We start from the raw sequence: 18,284 nt of genomic DNA on the forward strand, positions 1-18,284 counted from the left end.
CTGTGCCGGAACACGATCATGATCAACGATTCCGCAGCAACCTGGGCCGAGGTCACCGACGACCATCGTGCGGTCGGTACCACCTTGGCCGCGGTCGAGCACGCACTGTGCACCAGCATCGCCGAGCTCACCCGGCAGTGGAACGCCCATGCCGGTGACCGGGCACCGATCCTCGGCACCACCGATCTGCCGTCCCTGCTCGCCGCAGCAGTCGGCGGCGGCAAGCAGGTACGCCCGGCCATGGTGCACTGGGGATGGCTGGCCGCCGGCGGCCCCGACCACAGCCGGCAGCAGATGATCACCGCCGGCGCGGCCTTCGAGCTGTTGCACGCCTTCGCGATCATCCACGACGACGTGATGGACCGTTCGGAGACCCGTCGCGGGCACCCCACCTGCCATGTCCTGGCCACCGAGGCCTACCGGCAAGCCCGAGGGGACCACGGGGCCGAGCTCTTCGGCGACAGCATCGCGATCCTGGTCGGTGACCTCGCCCATGCCGAGGCCGACCACCTGATCGGCGCTCTGCCGTCGGCGACCCGATCGATCTGGCGGGCGATGGTGATCGAACTCGTCCTGGGTCAGCGCGCAGACCTCACCGGCACCAGCCCCGACGACCGGATCGCGGCCCTGGAGGTGGCCCGGTTGAAGACCGGTTCCTACACCATCGAACGCCCGTTGCAGATCGGCGCCGACCTCGGCGCGGCGAGCGCGTCGGCGATGGAGTGCCTGGCCGGGTACGGACGGCATCTCGGGCGAGCCTACGGTCTGCGCGACGATGTGCTGGGGACCTTCGGCGATCCGAGCAGGACGGGCAAATCGATCGACGACGACCTCACCTCGGGCAAGCAGACCGTGTTGTTGTTGCTGGCCGAGAAGCGGTTCTCCACCGACGGGCGCCGCCGACTGCGGCGGGTCACCGCCAACCAGGCGGGTTCGGACGAGGTCGACCGGGTACGCCAGGAGATGATCGACACCGGCATACGCCAGGAGGTCGAGGCCATGATCGACAACGAGATCGACACCGCCCTGGCCGCACTGGACCGACACCATCTGGATCCGGTGGCGGTCGACGGGTTGACCCGATCAGCCGAGCAGCTCCGGAGGCGGACCGCATGAGCCATGTCGTGATCATCGGCTCCGGTCTGGCCGGGTTGTCCGCCGCCTGCCACCTGCTGGGGGCCGGACACCGGGTGAGCATCGTCGAGCGCGACCACCAGCTCGGTGGCCGAGCCCGGCGGGTGAGCCAGGACGGGTTCACCTTCGACCTCGGGCCGACCGTGATGACCATGCCCGAGTTGCTGGACGAACCGCTGCGCGCGATCGGTTCCAGTCAGCAGCGGGCGGTGCCGATGCGCCGGCTCGACCCGGGCTACCGGGGCCGTTTCGCCGACGGCAGCGAACTGCTGATCCGCGACAGCACGCCGCGGACCGCCGCCGAGATCGCGGCCCTGGCCGGTTCTGCCGAGGGAGAGGCCTTCTCGGAGTTGGCGCAGTTCCTGCACCGGTTGAACACGATCGAACTGCTGAACTTCATCGACCGCAACTTCGACTCCCCGCTGGATCTGTTGCGCAATCCGGTGGCGGTGGCCCGGCTGGTGTCCATGGGCGCCTTCGGTTCCCTGCAACGCATGATCGACAAGCGGATCTCCGATCCCCGGGTCCGGCGCATGCTGACCTTCCAGGCCCTCTATGCCGGTCTCCGCCCGGACAAGGCGCTCGGTGTCTACGGCGTGATCACCTACATGGACACCGTCCGCGGGGTCTACCTGCCCGAGGGAGGTATGGGTGCGGTCGCGGCGGGGCTGGCTGCCGAGCTCGCCGACAAGGCGACGATCATCACCGACACCACGGTCACCGAACTGCTCCGGCGCAGCGACGGTGTGATCGCCGGCGTGAACACCACCGGTGGCACGATCGCCGCGGATGCCGTGGTGATCACCACCGATCTGCCCGAGGCGTACCGGCGGCTGCTGCCCGAACTGCAACCACCCCGCGCGGTCCGCAGACCGGTGTACTCCCCCTCGGCGGTGGTCTGGCATCTGGGGGTACGCGGAGAGCTGCCGCAACGTGCCGCCCACCACAACATCCACTTCGGTGAGCAGTGGGCCGAATCCTTCGAGGCACTGGTCGATCGAGGTGTCTGCATGCCCGACCCGTCACGGCTGGTCACCGTCAGCAGCCTCGGCGAACCCGGTCTGGCGCCCGACGGGGCCCACACGCTCTACGTCCTCGAACCCGTACCGGGGACCGGTCGCGGTGTGGACTGGACCCGCGAACGCGGACCGATCCGCGAACGCCTGGCCGAGTTCCTCGCCGCCAACGACTACCCGACCGACATCGTCACCGAACGGCTGGTCACACCGACCGAATGGGAGGCCGAGGGCCTGGCCGGCGGCACCCCCTTCGGCCTGGCCCATGTGTTCTCCCAAACCGGCCCGTTCCGCCCCTCGAACCTCGAACCCCGCGTACCGGGGGTGTTCTTCGCCGGCTCCTCCACCGTCCCCGGGGTCGGTGTACCGATGGTGCTGATCAGCGGCAAGCTGGTCTCCCACCGGGTCGACCGATGGTTCGGCAGACGCCGATGACCGACACCGCGATGAGCGACAGCGAGCACATCGAAGCCGGGTACGCCCAGTGCAGCAGGCTGACCTGGGCCCACGGCACCACCTACTTCTGGGGTGCGATGCTGTTGCCGAAGCAGGATCGGCGACATGTCCACGCGGTCTATGCACTGTGCCGGCTGGCCGATGACATCGTCGACGCCCCCGGCGCCACCCTCGGCCCGGCCAACACCGCTACCCGGCAGGCATTGCAGGACTTCCGAGCCGAGTTCGACGAGAGCCTGCGTACCCCGCACCGGGCCCGTCCGGTGTTCGCCGCGATCGCCACCAGTGTCCGCAGCGCCGGCATCGAACCGGAGTGTTTCGACCGCTTCTTCGACGCGATGGCGATGGACCTGGTGACCGACAGCTACCAGACCTGGCAGGACCTGCTGGGTTACATGGAGGGCTCGGCGGCGGTGATCGGGGAGATGATGTTGCCCGTCCTGCACCCCCGCTCGGCGCGGGCACTGCGACCGGCCCGTGCGCTCGGCTTCGCCTTCCAGCTGACCAATTTCCTGCGCGATGTCGGCGAGGACCTGCAGCGCGGTCGGGTCTACCTGCCGCAGGAGGACCTGCGACGCTTCGGCACCGATCCGGCCGATCGCCGCAATGACCGCGCCTGGCGGGAGATGCTGGCCTTCCAGATCGCCCGCAACCGCGAGCTGTACGCGATCGCCGATGAGGGACTGACCTACCTGCCACGTCCCTCGGCCACCTGCGTCGGTACCGCCCGGGTGCTCTATTCGCAGATCCTCGATCGGATCGAGGCCAACGACTACGACGTGTTCGCCCGCCGGGCACGGGTACCGCTGCCCCGCAAGGCCGCCACCGCTGCCCTGGCGGCGATCGTCGGACCGACGGTCCACGCACGGATGCACCGACTGCAGCCCAGATCTCCGGTGACGGTGGAGGGAATCCAATGAGCGAACACGGACGACTGGCCCGGCTGCAGCAGGAGGTCCACCGGCGAACCCCGATCCGCTACCTGCCCGAGGACTCCCTGGACCGGATCCGCCCCACCTGGCAGCAGGCCCGCATCGGCCGGATCGAACGTGCCCTGCGACGGGCCAAGCAGGGCGATCCCGGCGGCTGGCATGTGGTCGGCTCTTCGGCCTCCCTGCCGACGGCCGAGTCGATCACCCGGACCGTTGCGGGCCAGGAATTGGTGCTCTGGCGCGCCGACGGCAGGGTCCATGCCGGACCGGGGTCCTGTCCGCACATGGGAGCCCTGCTCGACCGCTGTCCGGTCTTCGACGGGGTCCTGCACTGCCGGTGGCACGGGATGCAGCTGCCACCCGAGGGGATCGGCGCCTGGCGTACCCTGCCGGCCGTCGACGACGGCGTCCTGTTGTGGGTACGCCTGCCCACCCCCGGTGAGGAACTGTCGGCCGAGCCGACCATCACCCCGCGACCGCCGCTGGACCGGGCGATCAGTGCGGTCGCGGCCCGGGCACTGGTCTGTGAACCCGATGACGTGGTGGCGAATCGACTGGACCCGTGGCACGGCGCCTGGTTCCACCCCTATGCCTTCTCCGACCTGACCGTCGACGAATCGGCCAGCGACGACGAGGTGCTGACCGTCGATGTCACCTTCCGGCTCAGTCGTACCTGGGGTGTGCCGGTGACGGCGGAGTTCCGCTGTCCCGATGCGCGGACGATCGTGATGACGATCGTGCGGGGTGAAGGCGCGGGCTCGGTGGTGGAGACCCATGCCACCTTCCTCGGACTCGACTCCCAGGGACTGCCCCGGACCATGATGACCGAGGCGACCATCGCCCACTCCGATCGCCCCGGGTTCTCCCTCGGCCGGGCAATGTCCGGTGTGATCAAACCGTTGATGCGGCGGACCGCATTGCAACTGTGGGTCGACGACGGTGAGTACGCCGAGCGCAGGTACGAGATCCGCCACCGGCAACAGGTTCGCCAGGAGTCCGGTTCCCGGTGAACGACCACTCACCGGTTGTGATCATGGAATCCGATGATCTTCGTGCCGGAATGATCATGGACGGGCAGCGGTCGTGAATCGGTCGACGGGCAGGTCGTCGCAGGTCGACGTGGCCGTCGTCGGGCTGGGGCCGGCGGGCCGGGCGTTGGCCCATCGACTGTTGCAGGCCGGTGCCGAGGTGTTGGTGATCGACCCCTGTCCGGAGCGGGTGTGGCGACAGACCCTGTCGGGCTGGCGGCACCAGTTGCCGGGCTGGCTGGACGACCAGGTGGTGGCCAGCACGGCTCGCCCGGTGCTGCGCACCCGGGGCACCCAGGAGATCGACGACCCCTATCTCGTGCTCGACAACACCGCGCTGCACACCCGGCTGAGCCTGGCCGGTGCGCGGGTCGAGGAAACGCGGGTCGGGCCGGACGGTTTCGCGGCGCTGACCAGCAGGGCCCACTGGGTGATCGACGCCCGCGGGGCCACGCCGGCCGGTCGGCGACGCCGGGTGCCGATGCAGACCGCCCACGGGGTGGTCGTACCGACCCGGGCGGCCGCCGGTGTGCTGGCCGGCGCCGAGGCGGTGCTGATGGACTGGACCCCCTTCGACGGGTCGTCACGGTGGCAGGAACCGGCCTCGTTCCTCTATGCCGTCGAGGTCGCACCGGGGCGTGAGCTGCTGGAGGAGACCTGCCTCGCCGGTGAGCCACCGCTGCCGCCGGCGGAGCTGCAACGGCGGCTGCATCGTCGCCTGCAGCGCTACGGGGTGCCGCCGGATGCGATCGAGGGACCCGGCGCGACGATCGAACGAGTCCGGATCCCGATGCTGCCCAGTGCGGCCGACCCGTTGCCCGACCGGGTGATCCGGTTCGGGGCGGCCGGTGGACAACTCAACCCGATCACCGGGTACTCCGCGCTGGCATCGCTGCGGGACACCGACACCTGGGTGAACGCGCTCACCCGGGGTGACCCGGGCCGCCTGCCGCAGCGGCCCGATCCGCTGGCGCGGACCGCACTGGGGGCCTTCCTGCAGCTCTCCCCGGCGGCCACGGTGGAACTCTTCGACGCCTTCGCCAGACTGCCGACCGAACAGCAGCGGGTGGTCTTCGACGGCCGCGGTGCCGGTTTCCCGGCGGCGCTGTTCGCGCAGTGGCAGGCGATGCCACCGGCCGGCCGGCTCGCCCTGATCGCTGCCACTGCCCGCAGCCTGCTGACGGCTCGGTGAGCGCGCCCACCGCCCGGTTGCTCCTCGCCCGGTGAGCATTCGTGGTCGGTCGGTCGGCCCGGCTAGCATCGCTGGCTGTGCTCAGGATCGGAACCCTCAACGTCAACGGCATCCGGGCTGCGGACCGCCGCGGCCTGCGGCAGTGGTTGGCCGAACACGACCCGGATGTCCTCACCCTGCAGGAGGTACGGGCCGAGCCCGACCTGATCCCCGAAGGGGTCTTCGACGGGTACCACCTCAGTTGCGACGCCGGCAGCCTGAAGGGCCGCAACGGTGTCGCGGTGCTCAGCAAGGCCAAGCCGCTCGACGTCCGTACCTCCATGGGCGCGAAGGAGTTCGCCGCCGAGGGGCGCTGGATCGAGGTCGACCTGCCCGAGCTGACCGTCGCCTCGCTGTACCTGCCGAAGGGCGCCTCCCCCGACGACGCCGAACGGATCGAGGCCTACCACCGCAAGATGCGCTACCTGCCGGCCCTGGCGCGGCATCTGACCAAGGCCCGCCGGGCCGCGGCCAAGGCCGGCCGCGAGTTCCTGGTCACCGGCGACTTCAACATCGCCCACACCGAGAACGACCTGAAGAACCCGAAGACGAACCGGCGCTCGCCCGGCTTCCTCGCCGAGGAGCGCGAATGGTTCAGCCAGATCCTCGGCCCGCGGACCCTCACCGATGTGGTCCGCGCCCTGCACCCCGACCAGGCCGGCCCCTACTCCTGGTGGAGCTGGCGCGGCCAGGCCTGGACCAACGATGCGGGCTGGCGGATCGACTACCAGCTCGCCAGCCGGGCCCTGGCCGATGCAGCGGTCACCGGGGGTACCTACCGCGACCCGTCCTACGAGGCCCGGATCAGCGATCACGCACCGGTGGTGGTGGACTACCGGGTCTGACCCCGAGCACCGGGCGGCAAACCGGCCGGACCCCGCGCAGGCCGGTCGGCCCACCCGCCGAGCCAGACCGCGTCCCGGGGCATTACGCTGCCGACGTGGTCGACTACTTCACTGCAGAAACCGATCAGGTCCGCTTCGCCGTGGACGGCCGGCTCGGGCTGATCGAGCTCAACCGACCGAAGGCGATCAACGCCTTGACCTGGGAGATGGTCGACGCGCTGAATCGACAGCTCGACGAATGGGCCGAGGACGACGCGATCGCCACGGTGGCGATCACCGGCGCCGGCGACCGTGGCCTGTGTGCCGGCGGCGACGTCCGTTCTATCCGCGAGGCGATCCTCGCCGGTGACCTGGAATCGCCGACGAACTTCTGGCGCGACGAGTACCGGCTGAACGCCACGATCGCCGACTACCCCAAGCCCTATGTGGCGATCATGGACGGCGTGGTGATGGGCGGCGGAGTCGGCGTCTCGGTCCACGGGCAGGTACGTCTGGTCACCGAGCGGACGAAGATCGCGATGCCGGAGACGATCATCGGGTTGTTCCCCGACGTCGGCGCGATGTGGTGTCTGTCCCGGGCACCACAGAACTTCGGGGTGCACATGGCACTGACCGGCACCACGATCGACGGCCCGACGGCGATCGCCATCGGGTTCGCCGATGCGCAGATCGACTCGCAGCGAATCCCCGAGGTGCTGGCAACCCTGGGCCGTGGCGAGTCGATCGACCACTTCCTCAGCACCCCGGCGGCAGCGCCCTTCGGGGACTGGCTGCAGGCCTACGACAGCACCGACCCGGTGCAGATCCTGCGACAGTTGAGGGCCAGCAGCGACCCGGCGGCTCGTACCGCCGCCGAGGACATGGCCAAGCGCTCGCCCTACTCGGTCGCGGTCACCCTGGCGGCCCTGCGGCGGGCGGCGACGATGTCTTCGGTGAACGAGGTGCTGGACCAGGACTTCGTCCTCGGCAAGCACTTCCTCGGCAATCCCGACTTCGTGGAGGGCGTCCGGGCCCAACTCGTCGACAAGGACCGGAACCCGACCTGGCGACATTCCTCCTTCGACCAGGTCACCGACGACGAGGTGGCGGCCGCCTTCGAGGACTGACCGCCGACGGCTCAGCCGACGTGCTGGCGCGGATGGTCGGCCTTCACCACCATCCGGGCCGGCGCGGAGTTGAACTCGTTGTCCCGGGTCCACACCCGATCGTTGGTCCAGCCGAACCAGATGATCGAAGCTGCCCCGATCAGCCCGAGCACCATCATCTCGTTCCGTTCGGCGAACTGCATGAAGCTGTAGGCCAGCACGATCACCACACCCCAGGCCGAGATCCGGATCGCCCGCCGGTTGAAGTGGGTGAGCGGCAGGAAGGTCCCCCACCAGGTGAGGTACCACGGGTGCAACGCCGGGCCGCCACACGTGATCGCAATCAGCGCATAGGCGAGGAAGTCGATCGGTTTGCGGAAGGCGTGCCGGAAGTACAGGTAGAGCACACCGAAGACGGTGATGATCATGCCGACCTGGCGGAAGATCCGGACCATCCGGCGAGCCAGGTCGTACTGGCCGAAGACGTTCAGCACTTCCGCCGCGGCGCTGCCCATCAGGGTCGTCGGGGCGATCGTGAAGACCATGCCGGGTACGTTCAGCCCCTCGATCCAACCCCAGCCCAGACCACAGGCCAGGGAGATCACGACGAACGCGAGCAGGCTGGTGATCGTCCCCACCGCGACCACGATGGCGGCCTGGAACTGGCGTTGGAAGGTGGTCGCCCGTCCCGCGGGGGGCGGCGGCATGGCGATCAGGGCAACGGCCACCACACCGACGATCGCCGGGATCTTCACCGCCGTCGCGGCGGCCACCAGCGTGCAGCCGACCAGGAACCGTCCCTTGTTGGCCATCCACAGCGCCAACACCAGCAGGGCGAGCATCAGCGCGTCGTTGTGCGCCCCGCCGATCAGGTGCAGCATCACGATCGGGTTGCCGATGGCGAACCAGAGCGCGACCGCCGGGTCGGCTCCGACCCGCTGGGCCAGGGCCGGCAGACAGGCGGCCACCACGACCATGCTCACCAAGGAGACCAACCGCATGCCCAGGGTCGCCGACCAGTACGGGTCGAGGGCGAACAGGCTCACCACCAAGTGGTTCACCTGCAGCGCCAGCGGGCCGTACGGTGCGGCGGTGTAGCGCCAGACCGGAACCACCTGCTCGGCCCAGAACCCGGGCAGCTGGGAGACCCCGCCCACTCCGTAGGGGTCGACCGCGTTGTGGATCAGCCACCCCTCCGCGGCGTAGGCGTAGGAGTCGTCGCTGAACACCGGCGGACCGAACAGCATCGGCAGTGTCCACAGCGCGACCACCACCCGCATGTCGACCTGCGGCCGGTCGAACCGGGGCCGCAACCGGAACCAGGCGTCGGCCAGCATGATCACGCCGAACAGCGTCAGCCCGGTGGTCAGGGCCCGTACCGGGTTGGTGGTGAGGAACGGGACCAGGTCGTACCACGGCGAGTTCTCCGGCAGGTACGCCGGGGAGATCGCCCCCAGGGCGACCAGCAGGCTCGCCAGCATTCCCCGACGGACGGCCGGGACCGCCCAGGCTTCGCGTACCAGCCCGCTGACCACCAGCCAGCGGGCGTGCATCTGTGCCAACCAGAGATCCATCAGGCCACCGGATTCCCTACCGGCACCGGTTGCTTCAGCTCGGTGCCCCGGACATGGATCCGATCGTTCACCCAGGCCAGCCAGCAGAACGGGATGAAGGCGATCAGCCCGATGGCCAGCGCGCCGTTGAAGTAGCACAGCAGCACCACCGAGGCGTACATGCCGAGGGTGATCGCCAGGTAGGTCAACCGCCGCAGCATCGGGGTGGGGTCACTGAACGGGAACAGGGTGAGCCCCCAGGTGAAGTACCACGGGTGCAGCGACGGTCCGCCGAGGGCGATCAGCGCCATCGCCGCTGCGCCGAAGTTGTTCGGCTTGCGCAGCAACCAGCGGCGGAACAGGGCGAGGATGGCGATGATGGTGACCGCGATCCCGGTGTCGGTGAAGATCCGGCCCATCCGTCGCCCGATGTCGTAGAAGCCGAACTGGTTCATGATCAGACCGAGGAACTCACCGGTGGCCCGCCAGGGTGCCATCGTGACCACGATGCCCGGTACCGACAGTCCGGCGATCCAGCCCCAACCCAGGCCGCTGGCCATGGAGATCGCCAGGAAGGCCGCCAGGCTCAGGGCGGAGGCGACCGAGACGTGCAGGATGGCGGCGAACTCGCGGTGCCAGCGGCGGCCGGTGGTGGGTGGGGGGAAGGCGATCAAGGCGACCGGTACGGCCACCACGACGGCCGGCAGTTTGATCGCGGTGGCCGCGGCGACACAGGCGCAGGCCAGCAGGAACCGATGCTTGACGGCCAGCCACAGTGCCAGCACCACCAGCCCGAGCATCCAGGCATCGTTGTGTGCCCCGCCGATCAGGTGGGTGATGGTCAGCGGGTTCACCGCGGCGAACCAGACCGCCGACTGCGGGTCCTTGCCGAAGTGACGGGCGATCGCCGGGGTGCAGCCGGCGATCAGTGCCACCCCGGCCAGCGACACCAGTCGCATGCCCAGGGTCGCCGACCAGTACGGGTTGTAGTTGAACAATCCGACCACGAGTTCGCTGATCTGCAGCGAGATCGGCCCGTAGGGGGCGATGGTGTAGCGCCAGACCAGCACCGCCTGCTCGGCGAACTCGCCCGGCATCATCCCCACCCCGAGGGTGTAGGGGTCGGCATTGTTGTGCAACATCCAGCCCTCGGCGGCCAGAGCGTAGGAGTCCTGACTGAAGATGGGCGGACCGAGCAGCATCGGCAGCGTCCACAGCGCGATCACGATCCGCAGGTCCGGATGCGCACGACCGATCCGGGGCCGCAACTGGAACCAGGCGTCGATCAGCATCAGCGTGCCGAGCACACTGAGCACCGAGGCGACGAGCTGCCAGCTGGCGGAGGTCTCCAGCCAGGGCAGCGCGTCCAGCCACGGCGAGTTCTCCGGGGTGAAGGCCCGGCTGAATCCACCGATCGCGATCAACGAGGTGGCCAGCAATCCCCGTCGGACACCGCTGTGGGACCACGTCCGGACGGTCTCGGTGCGCAGCCATCGCAGCTGCCCGGCGGTTCGGGAGAGCAATGCCGAGGCGATGACGTGCGGCATGTCACTCCTTCCGGGCTCGACTGGGCAGGGCACAACTGACCGCGAGCGGTGCCCGCTCGGGTCAGGTTACGTGAGTCCGCGCCACTGTTCGATCGGTCCGTGGTCGTAGCTGCCGCAGATCCGGCCACCGGGCGGCGTCGGCGGACCGGCTGCACCCCGCCCGATAGCCTGCCGGGGGTCTGTCGGTCGACGACGGGCCCCGTACGACAGCAGAAGCAGGACTGAGGAGGGGCGGTGGGTGATCGAGCAACCGATCCGGCCGGTGAGTTCGGTGCCCCCTCGGTGACCCCCGAGCCGGTGGCGGTGCCGGACGGGCAGGCCGATCGACGCGCCTCGCGCCGCGGTCTGGCGGCGGCCATCGGTGCCTACGTCTTCTGGGGTCTGGTTCCGCTGTTCTGGCCGTTGCTCGATCGCAGCGGTGCGGTGGAGTTGCTGGCCCATCGGATCGTCTGGGCCTTCGTGCTGGCACTGCTGATCGCCTTGCTGGTGGCCCGCCGGGAGCTCCGGCGTACCCTCGGCAGCCCGCGGGCGCTGCTGTTGCTCGCCCTCGCCTCGGTGGTGATCAGCGTCAACTGGGGTACCTACATCTGGGCGGTCACCCACGAGCAGGTGGTGCAGGCCTCGCTCGGTTACTACATCAATCCGATCCTCTCCATCCTGGCCGGGGTGTTGGTGCTGGGCGAGCGGTTGTCGGTGCCGCAGTGGGTGGCGGTTGGTCTGGCGGCTGCGGCGGTGGTCGTGCTCACCGTCGACTACGGACGCCCGCCCTGGGTGTCGCTGATCCTCGCGGCCAGCTTCGCCACCTACGGCGTCTGCAAGAAGTTCACCGATGCCGATCCGATCGTCACCCTGGTGATCGAATCCGGGTTCGTCCTGCTGCCCTCGATCGGCTACCTGGTCTGGCTGGGACTGCAGGGCCGCGGCACCTTCGGCGCCCTCGGGACCGGGTACTCCCTGCTGCTGGTGGTCAGCGGCGTGATCACGGTCGCACCGTTGCTCGGGTTCGCCTATGCGGCGACCCGGCTCGGTCTGTCGACGATGGGCCTGGCCCAGTACCTGGCACCGACCCTGCAGTTCGTCCTGGGGGTCTGGTGGTTCGGCGAACCGATGGGGACCGCCCGGTGGATCGGCTTCGGTCTGGTCTGGCTGGCCCTGCTGGTGCTCACGGTCGGTGCACTGTTGCCCGCACCTCGGGTTAGGCTGAGGGCCGCCGACCACGCATCCGGGCACGACGGTACGACCGCCGGTCCGCCGACCCGGGGCCCCGGCGATCCGGGACGCAGGCGCAGGACCGATCGACACAGGAGGAGATCTGCCGATGGCTGACAGGCCACGCCGGGCGGCCGACGAGGAGTTGGCCGCCGAGACCAACGTCCGCGGCTTCGACGCAGCAGACGTGGCGGCAGCCGGTCCGGCCACGCCGACCGATCCCCCCGCCGATCACCGGGCGGCAGACGATCCCGACGCCACCCGGTTGATCACCGAACCGGGTACCGGGCAGGCCGGTGCCGAGGATCCCGCGGAGCAGACGATGCTGCGTACCTCGGCTGTCGCCGGATTCGATCCCGAGGACGACGATGCCGACTACTCCGGTGACGACGACTACGACGAGGGTGAGGATCCGAAGGAGCGTCGGCGCCGGATCGCCGGTTGGGTGATCGTCACCGTCCTCGCCCTGGTCGCGGCATCCGGCGCCTTCCTGGTCGCCCGCAATGCCTTCGGCGCAGCCGACCAGGCGATCAAACCGGACCGCTTCGTCGAGGAGTACCTGCAGGCGATCGCCGCCGGCGATGCCGAGGAGGTTCTGGGCTACGGTCCGCGACCGCCGGCGGACTCGCCGCTGCTGACCGACGAACTGCTTGCCTCGTCGAACAATCGCGCCCCGTTGACCGACATCGAGGTCGTGGCCAGCAACGACACCCAGGTGCAGGTCGAGTACCAGCGGGGCGGCCAGCCGGTCACCGGCATCTTCGACGTCAGCAAGGCCAACGGGCGCTGGACCATGCAGACCTGGGGGGTGCTGCAGGTCACCGAGAACGATCTGCGGATGCCGTTCCTGCTCGACGGGGTGGAACTGCCCGGGCCGGGCGCCTACCCGGTCTTCCCGGGCAACTACCTGATCACCTCCAGCAGCGAGGCGCTGGACATCGACACCCGGTTGCAGGTGCCGGACAATGCTTCGGACCGACCGCTCGGCGTGGTGCCGATGGAACTCACCGATGCTGGCCGCCGCGACGCGCTGTCGCTGATCAGCAACGAGCTCGACCGGTGTTTCGCCGCCTTGAACGAGGGCAACCTGACCCCGGACAACTGTCCGATCAGGGTGAACTCCGAGATCGACGGCGACGGTGAGGTGCTGCCGGAGACGATCGACGTGGAGATCCAGAACGACCCGCTGCACGGGGTCGAGGTCAACGTGGTCGACGACTCACCGATCGCGGTCGCCGATCTGAGCATCGACTACACCATCAGCGGCCAGGCCCAGCGGGCCGGCGAGACGCTGGACATCCTGCCCCGGACGCAGACCGCCGAGACCACCGCCACCGTGGCCTTCGACCAGGATCCACCGACGGTCGGCTGGGCGCAGCGCTGAGCTGGGCTGGGCTGATCGCACGCTCCCACCCTCGTCAGACTCGATCCGCGCTCAAGCATCAGGACCGTCACCGCATCTCTTCAGCAAGTTCGGCCTCTGCGCAGCCTGTGGAGGGGCCGAACTTGCGGAAGGGATTGCCGTCGCCGGGCTCCACGAGAATAGACCCAGTTCCTGCACGGGCTCGAGCGCCTCCGGCAGCGCCCAGTAGTACACCCAGGTCCCGCGCCGCTCACAGTCGACCAGGCCCGCTTCGCGCAGCTTGCGCAGATGATGGGAGACCGTCGGCTGGGAAACCCCGAGCTCACCCAGATCGCAGACGCAGATGGCCGCCCGGCTGCCGGCGATCCGCAGGTGCAGCCGAAACCGCACCGGGTCGCCGAGGACCTTGAAGATCTCCGCCGCCCGTAGTTCGAGTGAGTTCACCAGCTGATTCACCGCTCCATATTGGCACATGTCAATACAGCATCGACGATTGATTCGACAGTCATCGAATCACTCCGACGGGAGCAACCGTGCCCGAACCGACCCCGACCGGAACACCCGAGGTCGAAACGACTCCGGCCGGAACACCCGAGGTCGAAACGACTCCGGCCGAGCACCCCAGGGACATCCGTGAACAGGTACGGCAGCGCTATGCAATCGCAGCCGGCCGACCGATCCGCCAGCCGGCCGGTTGTTGCGAACCCCGCACTCGCCCCGAGAAGCCGGACGTCATCGACACCGGCACCTCCACTGACACAGAGCCCACCGCCGACGCCGACGCCGATGCCCACAGCGCGACCAGCGCAGGCATCGTCACCGACGGATCGGACGCCATGGCCTTCGGCTCTGCCCTCTACGCCGGTCTCGACCTGGCCGGGGCCGAGACCGCGGTCGAGGCCTCCCTCGGCTGCGGGCTTCCCACCGAGGTGGCCGATCTGCACCCGGGCGAGACGGTCCTCGACCTCGGTTCCGGTGCCGGCGGTGACGTATTGATCGCGGCCGCCCGGGTGGGGCCCGGCGGCCGGGTGATCGGGGTGGACATGACCAGTGAGATGCTCGACCTCGCCCGGGCCAATGCCGCCGCGGCAGGCGTCTGCAACGTCAGCTTCGTCTGCGGTTACCTGGAAGACCTCCCACTGCCCGACGGGTCGGTCGACGTGGTGATCTCCAACTGTGTGATCAACCTCGCCGCGGACAAGTCGTCGGTGCTCACCGAAGCGGCCAGGGTCACCCGCTCCGGCGGCCGGTTCGCGGTCTCCGATGTGATTGCCGACGACGATCTGGACCAGGCCACCCGCGCCGACCTCGCCGCCTGGACCGGCTGCATCGCCGGCGCCCTGACCGAGGACGACTACCGCCGGCACCTGAGCGATGCCGGCTGGTCCAGCATCGAGATCCGCTACACCCACCCGGTGCACACCCATGCCCGGGCAGCGATCATCCGCGCCGTTCGCCGATGAGCCACGGCTCGGCGGGACCGGATCGATCCGCGCCCCGAGCCACCACCGAGGGGCCGAGCGGTGGATGCTGATCCTGCCGAGGACCACCGCCCCTGAACAAGGCGCGACCCTGGCGCCAACGCTCGCTCGGCCTCAGACCCTGGAGCGTTTCGCCAGCCGCAGCCAGGTCTCGACCACGGTGTCGGGGTTCAGCGACATCGACTCGATGCCCTGGTCCAGCAACCAGTCGGCCAGATCCGGGTGGTCCGAGGGACCCTGGCCACAGATGCCGACGTACTTGCCCTGCCGCCGGCAGGCCTCGATCGCCATCTGCAACATCTTCTTCACCGCCGGGTCACGCTCGTCGAATCCCGCGGCCACGAGTCCGGAGTCGCGGTCCAGTCCCAAAGTCAGCTGGGTCATGTCGTTGGAGCCGATCGAGAATCCGTCGAAGTGCTGCAGGAACTCGTCGGCGATCACCGCATTGCTCGGCACCTCGCACATCATCACCACCTGCAGATCGTTGCGGCCACGTTCCAGACCGTTGCGCCCCAGCAGTTCGATCACTCCCTCGGCCTCGGCGAGGGTACGGACGAACGGGATCATCACCTTCACGTTCGTCAGTCCCATGTCGTCGCGGACCAGTCGCAGCGCCTCGCACTCCATCGCGAAGCAGTCCTCGAAGTCCGCTGACAGGTACCGCGAGGCGCCGCGGTAGCCGAGCATCGGGTTCTCCTCGTCCGGCTCGTAGGCCTCACCGCCGAGCAGCCCGGCGTACTCATTGGACTTGAAGTCCGACATCCGGACGATCACCGGCTCGGGCCAGAACGCGGCAGCCAGCATGGACACACCCTCGGCGACCCGCTTGACGAAGAAATCCCGCGGGCTGTCGTAGGCCGAGATCAGCGCCCGGATCTGCTCGGCCAGTTCGGCGGGCTGGTCGTCGAGTTCCAGCAACGCCCGCGGATGGATCCCGATCTGCCGGTTGATGATGAACTCCAACCGCGCCAACCCGATGCCGGAGTTCGGCAACCGGCTGAACTCGAAGGCCTGATCGGGGGTGCCCACGTTCATCATGATCTTCACCGGAATCTCCGGCATCTGGTCCAGGGCGGTCTCCTCCACCTCGAACTCGCGCCTGCCGTCGTAGACGTAACCGGTGTCGCCCTCGGCACAGGAGACGGTGACCTCCCGGCCGTCGGTGAGTTCTCGGGTGGCGTTCCCGGTGCCGACCACGGCCGGGATCCCCAGCTCGCGGGCGATGATCGCGGCATGGCAGGTACGGCCGCCGCGGTTGGTGACGATCGCCGAGGCCCGTTTCATGATCGGTTCCCAGTCGGGATCGGTCATGTCGGCGACCAGCACCTCACCGGGCTGGAACTCGTGCATCGCCTCGATCGAGGTGAGTGAACGCACCGCACCGGCGCCGACCTTCTGGCCGATCGCCCGGCCTTCGGCCACCACCGGCCCGCGTTCGAGCACCTTGTAGCGCTGCAAGGTCGACCCGGTGGCCCGCGACTGCACGGTCTCCGGGCGGGCCTGCAGGATGTAGAGCAGCCCGTCGTCACCGTCCTTGCCCCATTCGATGTCCATCGGCCGCCCGTAATGTTCCTCGATCGCCAGCGCATGCGTAGCCAGCTCGGTGACCTCGGCATCGGTCAGCGACAACCGCGCCTGGTCCTCGGGTTCGACGTCGACGAAATGCACCGTCTCCCCCACCACCTCGTCACCGGTGTAGATCATCTTCGTCGCCTTGGCACCGACCGATCGCTTCAGGATCGCCGGCCTGTCCTGGCGCAGTGCGGGCTTGTAGACGTAGAACTCGTCGGGGTTCACCGCCCCCTGGACCACCCCTTCACCCAACCCGTAGGCCGAGGTGATGAAGACCGCCTCCCGGAAACCGGATTCGGTGTCCATGGTGAACATCACCCCCGACGAGCCGATGTCGGAGCGGACCATCCGCTGCACCCCGGCCGACAGTGCCACCAGCGAGTGGTCGTACCCGGCGTGCACCCGGTAGGCGATCGCCCGGTCGTTGTACAACGAGGCGAAGACCAGCTTGATCGCGTGCAGGATGTTGTCGATCCCGCTGATGTTCAAGAAGGTCTCCTGCTGGCCGGCGAAGGAGGCATCGGGCAGGTCCTCGGCGGTCGCGCTGGAGCGGACGGCGAAGGTCGCCCCACCCTGTTCGGCGGTGAGCTGGGCGTAGGCCGAACGGATGTCGTCGGCCAGGTCGTCGGGGAACTCCTGGGCCTCGATGTCGCCACGGATCTTCGCCCCGACCCGGGCCAGTTCCTTCACGTCGTCGACGTCGAGCCCGTCCAGGGCCTCGTCGATCGCGGCCTTCAACCCGGTGTCGACCAAGAATCGCCGGTACGCCTCGGCGGTGGTGGCGAACCCGGTCGGTACCCGTACCCCAGCCTTCGACAGGTGCTGGACCATCTCACCGAGGGAGGCGTTCTTGCCACCGACGGTCTCCACGTCGCCCATGCCCAGGTCGGCGAACCATGCGATGTTGCTCATTGTCTGTCCTCTCCGCGGGGTCGGTTCCGACTCGCTCGTCGACGCCCCGATTTGCGGGTCTGAATGATCACTGCAGCCATCTCCTCGACCGACATGGACGAGGAGTTGATGTAGGGAATCTTGTTCGCCCGGAAGATCGCCTCGGCCCGGCGCAGCTCATAGGTGCACTGGGCCAGGGAGGCGTACGGCGAGCCCGGGCGGCGCTCATTGCGTACCTGACTGAGCCGAGATGCCGTCGACAACAGCCCGAAGCACTTGGCGACGTGGTCGCGGATCGGTCGCGGCAGCTCGTCGTCGTCGAAGTCCTCCTCGACCAGCGGGTAGTTGGCGACCTTCAGGCCGTACTGCAACGCCAGGTACATGGTGGTCGGGGTCTTGCCGCACCGCGAGGGCGCGGTCAGGATCAGGTCGGCGGCCTCCAGTTGGCGCAGGCTCTGCCCGTCGTCGTGTTCGATCGCGAACTCGACGGCCTGCATCCGGGCGTCGTACTCCCGGGGGTCCTTCACCCCGTGGGCGCTGTTGGCGTTCCGGGCGGCGTTGACGTGCAGCACCCGTTCGACGGTGCTCAGGTGGGAACCGAAGAGGTCGATGAACGCGCACTGGGTGGTGGCCAGAATCTCCCGGATCTCCTCCACCGCGACGGTGGAGAAGACCAGCGGGGTGACCTCCTCGGTCCGCGCGGCATCCATCGCCGCCACCGCTTCCCTGGCCTGGTGGACGGTCTTGATGAACGGCATCTTGTCCCGCACGAAGGTCAGCCCGGGAAACTGCTGCAGCATCATGTTGCCCAGCGTCTCGGCCGAGATGCCGGTGCCGCCGGCCACGAAGAAGACCGGCGTTGCCGGAGTCTGAACATCGGTGTTCACAGGGTGCACTTTGTCATATCGCGCGGGCCCGTACCTCGCTGACTGCCGGGTGTA

General features: G+C 68.7%; 15 protein-coding genes. 10 read left to right on the top strand and 5 right to left on the bottom strand.

The features are described from left to right. The first annotated feature begins 18 nt into the window (after window positions 1-18). The 7 genes from CLV29_RS10355 (at window position 19) to CLV29_RS10385 (ending at window position 7,748) form a co-directional block, all read left to right on the top strand. Window positions 19-1,116 (top strand): polyprenyl synthetase family protein, encoded by a 1,098-nt coding sequence (locus CLV29_RS10355; protein WP_133754788.1) that lies wholly within the window; start codon window positions 19-21, stop codon window positions 1,114-1,116. Then, a complete protein-coding gene (locus CLV29_RS10360; RefSeq protein ID WP_133754789.1) occupies window positions 1,113-2,585 on the top strand; it encodes a phytoene desaturase family protein in 1,473 nt (490 codons plus the stop codon). The genes CLV29_RS10355 and CLV29_RS10360 overlap by 4 nt, the downstream gene beginning before the upstream one ends. Then, complete coding sequence (locus tag CLV29_RS10365) at window positions 2,582-3,526, top strand: phytoene/squalene synthase family protein (protein WP_243831831.1); 945 nt, start codon at window positions 2,582-2,584, stop codon at window positions 3,524-3,526. Before CLV29_RS10360 ends, CLV29_RS10365 begins: the two co-directional genes overlap by 4 nt. Then, the gene (locus tag CLV29_RS10370; RefSeq protein WP_133754790.1) at window positions 3,523-4,548 is read left to right on the top strand and encodes a Rieske (2Fe-2S) protein; all 1,026 of its coding nucleotides are present in this window, start codon (window positions 3,523-3,525) and stop codon (window positions 4,546-4,548) included. The genes CLV29_RS10365 and CLV29_RS10370 overlap by 4 nt, the downstream gene beginning before the upstream one ends. 73 nt (window positions 4,549-4,621) lie before the next feature. Further along, on the top strand, window positions 4,622-5,758 hold the full coding sequence (locus CLV29_RS10375; protein WP_133754791.1) for a lycopene cyclase family protein: 1,137 nt from the start codon (window positions 4,622-4,624) through the stop codon (window positions 5,756-5,758). Between the two features lie 86 nt (window positions 5,759-5,844). Then, complete coding sequence (locus CLV29_RS10380) at window positions 5,845-6,642, top strand: exodeoxyribonuclease III (protein ID WP_424991533.1); 798 nt, start codon at window positions 5,845-5,847, stop codon at window positions 6,640-6,642. Window positions 6,643-6,737: 95 nt separating this feature from the next. Further along, a complete protein-coding gene (locus CLV29_RS10385; protein WP_133754793.1) occupies window positions 6,738-7,748 on the top strand; it encodes a 3-hydroxyisobutyryl-CoA hydrolase in 1,011 nt (336 codons plus the stop codon). 11 nt (window positions 7,749-7,759) lie between these two features. On the opposite strand, the gene mptB (CLV29_RS10390) is transcribed toward CLV29_RS10385, so the two are convergent. Next, window positions 7,760-9,301, bottom strand: coding sequence for a polyprenol phosphomannose-dependent alpha 1,6 mannosyltransferase MptB (gene mptB, locus CLV29_RS10390; RefSeq protein WP_133754794.1), 1,542 nt, complete (start codon window positions 9,299-9,301; stop codon window positions 7,760-7,762). After that, window positions 9,301-10,827 (bottom strand): polyprenol phosphomannose-dependent alpha 1,6 mannosyltransferase MptB, encoded by a 1,527-nt coding sequence (mptB, locus tag CLV29_RS10395; protein ID WP_133754795.1) that lies wholly within the window; start codon window positions 10,825-10,827, stop codon window positions 9,301-9,303. The genes mptB (CLV29_RS10390) and mptB (CLV29_RS10395) overlap by 1 nt, the downstream gene beginning before the upstream one ends. 234 nt (window positions 10,828-11,061) lie before the next feature. On the opposite strand from mptB (CLV29_RS10395), the gene rarD reads away from it, so the two are divergent. Continuing rightward, complete coding sequence (rarD, locus tag CLV29_RS10400) at window positions 11,062-12,153, top strand: EamA family transporter RarD (protein WP_133754796.1); 1,092 nt, start codon at window positions 11,062-11,064, stop codon at window positions 12,151-12,153. Continuing rightward, window positions 12,146-13,420: a hypothetical protein gene (locus CLV29_RS10405; RefSeq protein ID WP_133754797.1), complete on the top strand. Its 1,275-nt coding sequence runs from the start codon at window positions 12,146-12,148 to the stop codon at window positions 13,418-13,420. The genes rarD and CLV29_RS10405 overlap by 8 nt, the downstream gene beginning before the upstream one ends. Before the next feature lie 51 nt (window positions 13,421-13,471). Here the strand turns inward: CLV29_RS10405 and CLV29_RS10410 are convergent, their stop codons facing one another. After that, entirely contained in the window at window positions 13,472-13,855 is a 384-nt protein-coding gene (locus CLV29_RS10410) for an ArsR/SmtB family transcription factor (protein WP_243831832.1), read from the bottom strand. 77 nt (window positions 13,856-13,932) lie between these two features. On the opposite strand from CLV29_RS10410, the gene CLV29_RS10415 reads away from it, so the two are divergent. Continuing rightward, window positions 13,933-14,862: a methyltransferase domain-containing protein gene (locus CLV29_RS10415; protein WP_208292838.1), complete on the top strand. Its 930-nt coding sequence runs from the start codon at window positions 13,933-13,935 to the stop codon at window positions 14,860-14,862. 132 nt (window positions 14,863-14,994) lie between these two features. On the opposite strand, the gene ppsA is transcribed toward CLV29_RS10415, so the two are convergent. Further along, window positions 14,995-17,364 carry a phosphoenolpyruvate synthase gene (gene ppsA / locus CLV29_RS10420; protein WP_133754799.1) on the bottom strand — a complete coding sequence of 790 codons (2,370 nt, stop codon included), beginning with the start codon at window positions 17,362-17,364 and terminating at the stop codon, window positions 14,995-14,997. Next, on the bottom strand, window positions 17,361-18,230 hold the full coding sequence (locus CLV29_RS10425) for a pyruvate, water dikinase regulatory protein (RefSeq protein ID WP_133754800.1): 870 nt from the start codon (window positions 18,228-18,230) through the stop codon (window positions 17,361-17,363). The genes ppsA and CLV29_RS10425 overlap by 4 nt, the downstream gene beginning before the upstream one ends. Window positions 18,231-18,284 lie beyond the last annotated feature (54 nt).

It is taken from the genome of Naumannella halotolerans, from assembly GCF_004364645.1.
GTDB lineage: Bacteria > Actinomycetota > Actinomycetes > Propionibacteriales > Propionibacteriaceae > Naumannella > Naumannella halotolerans.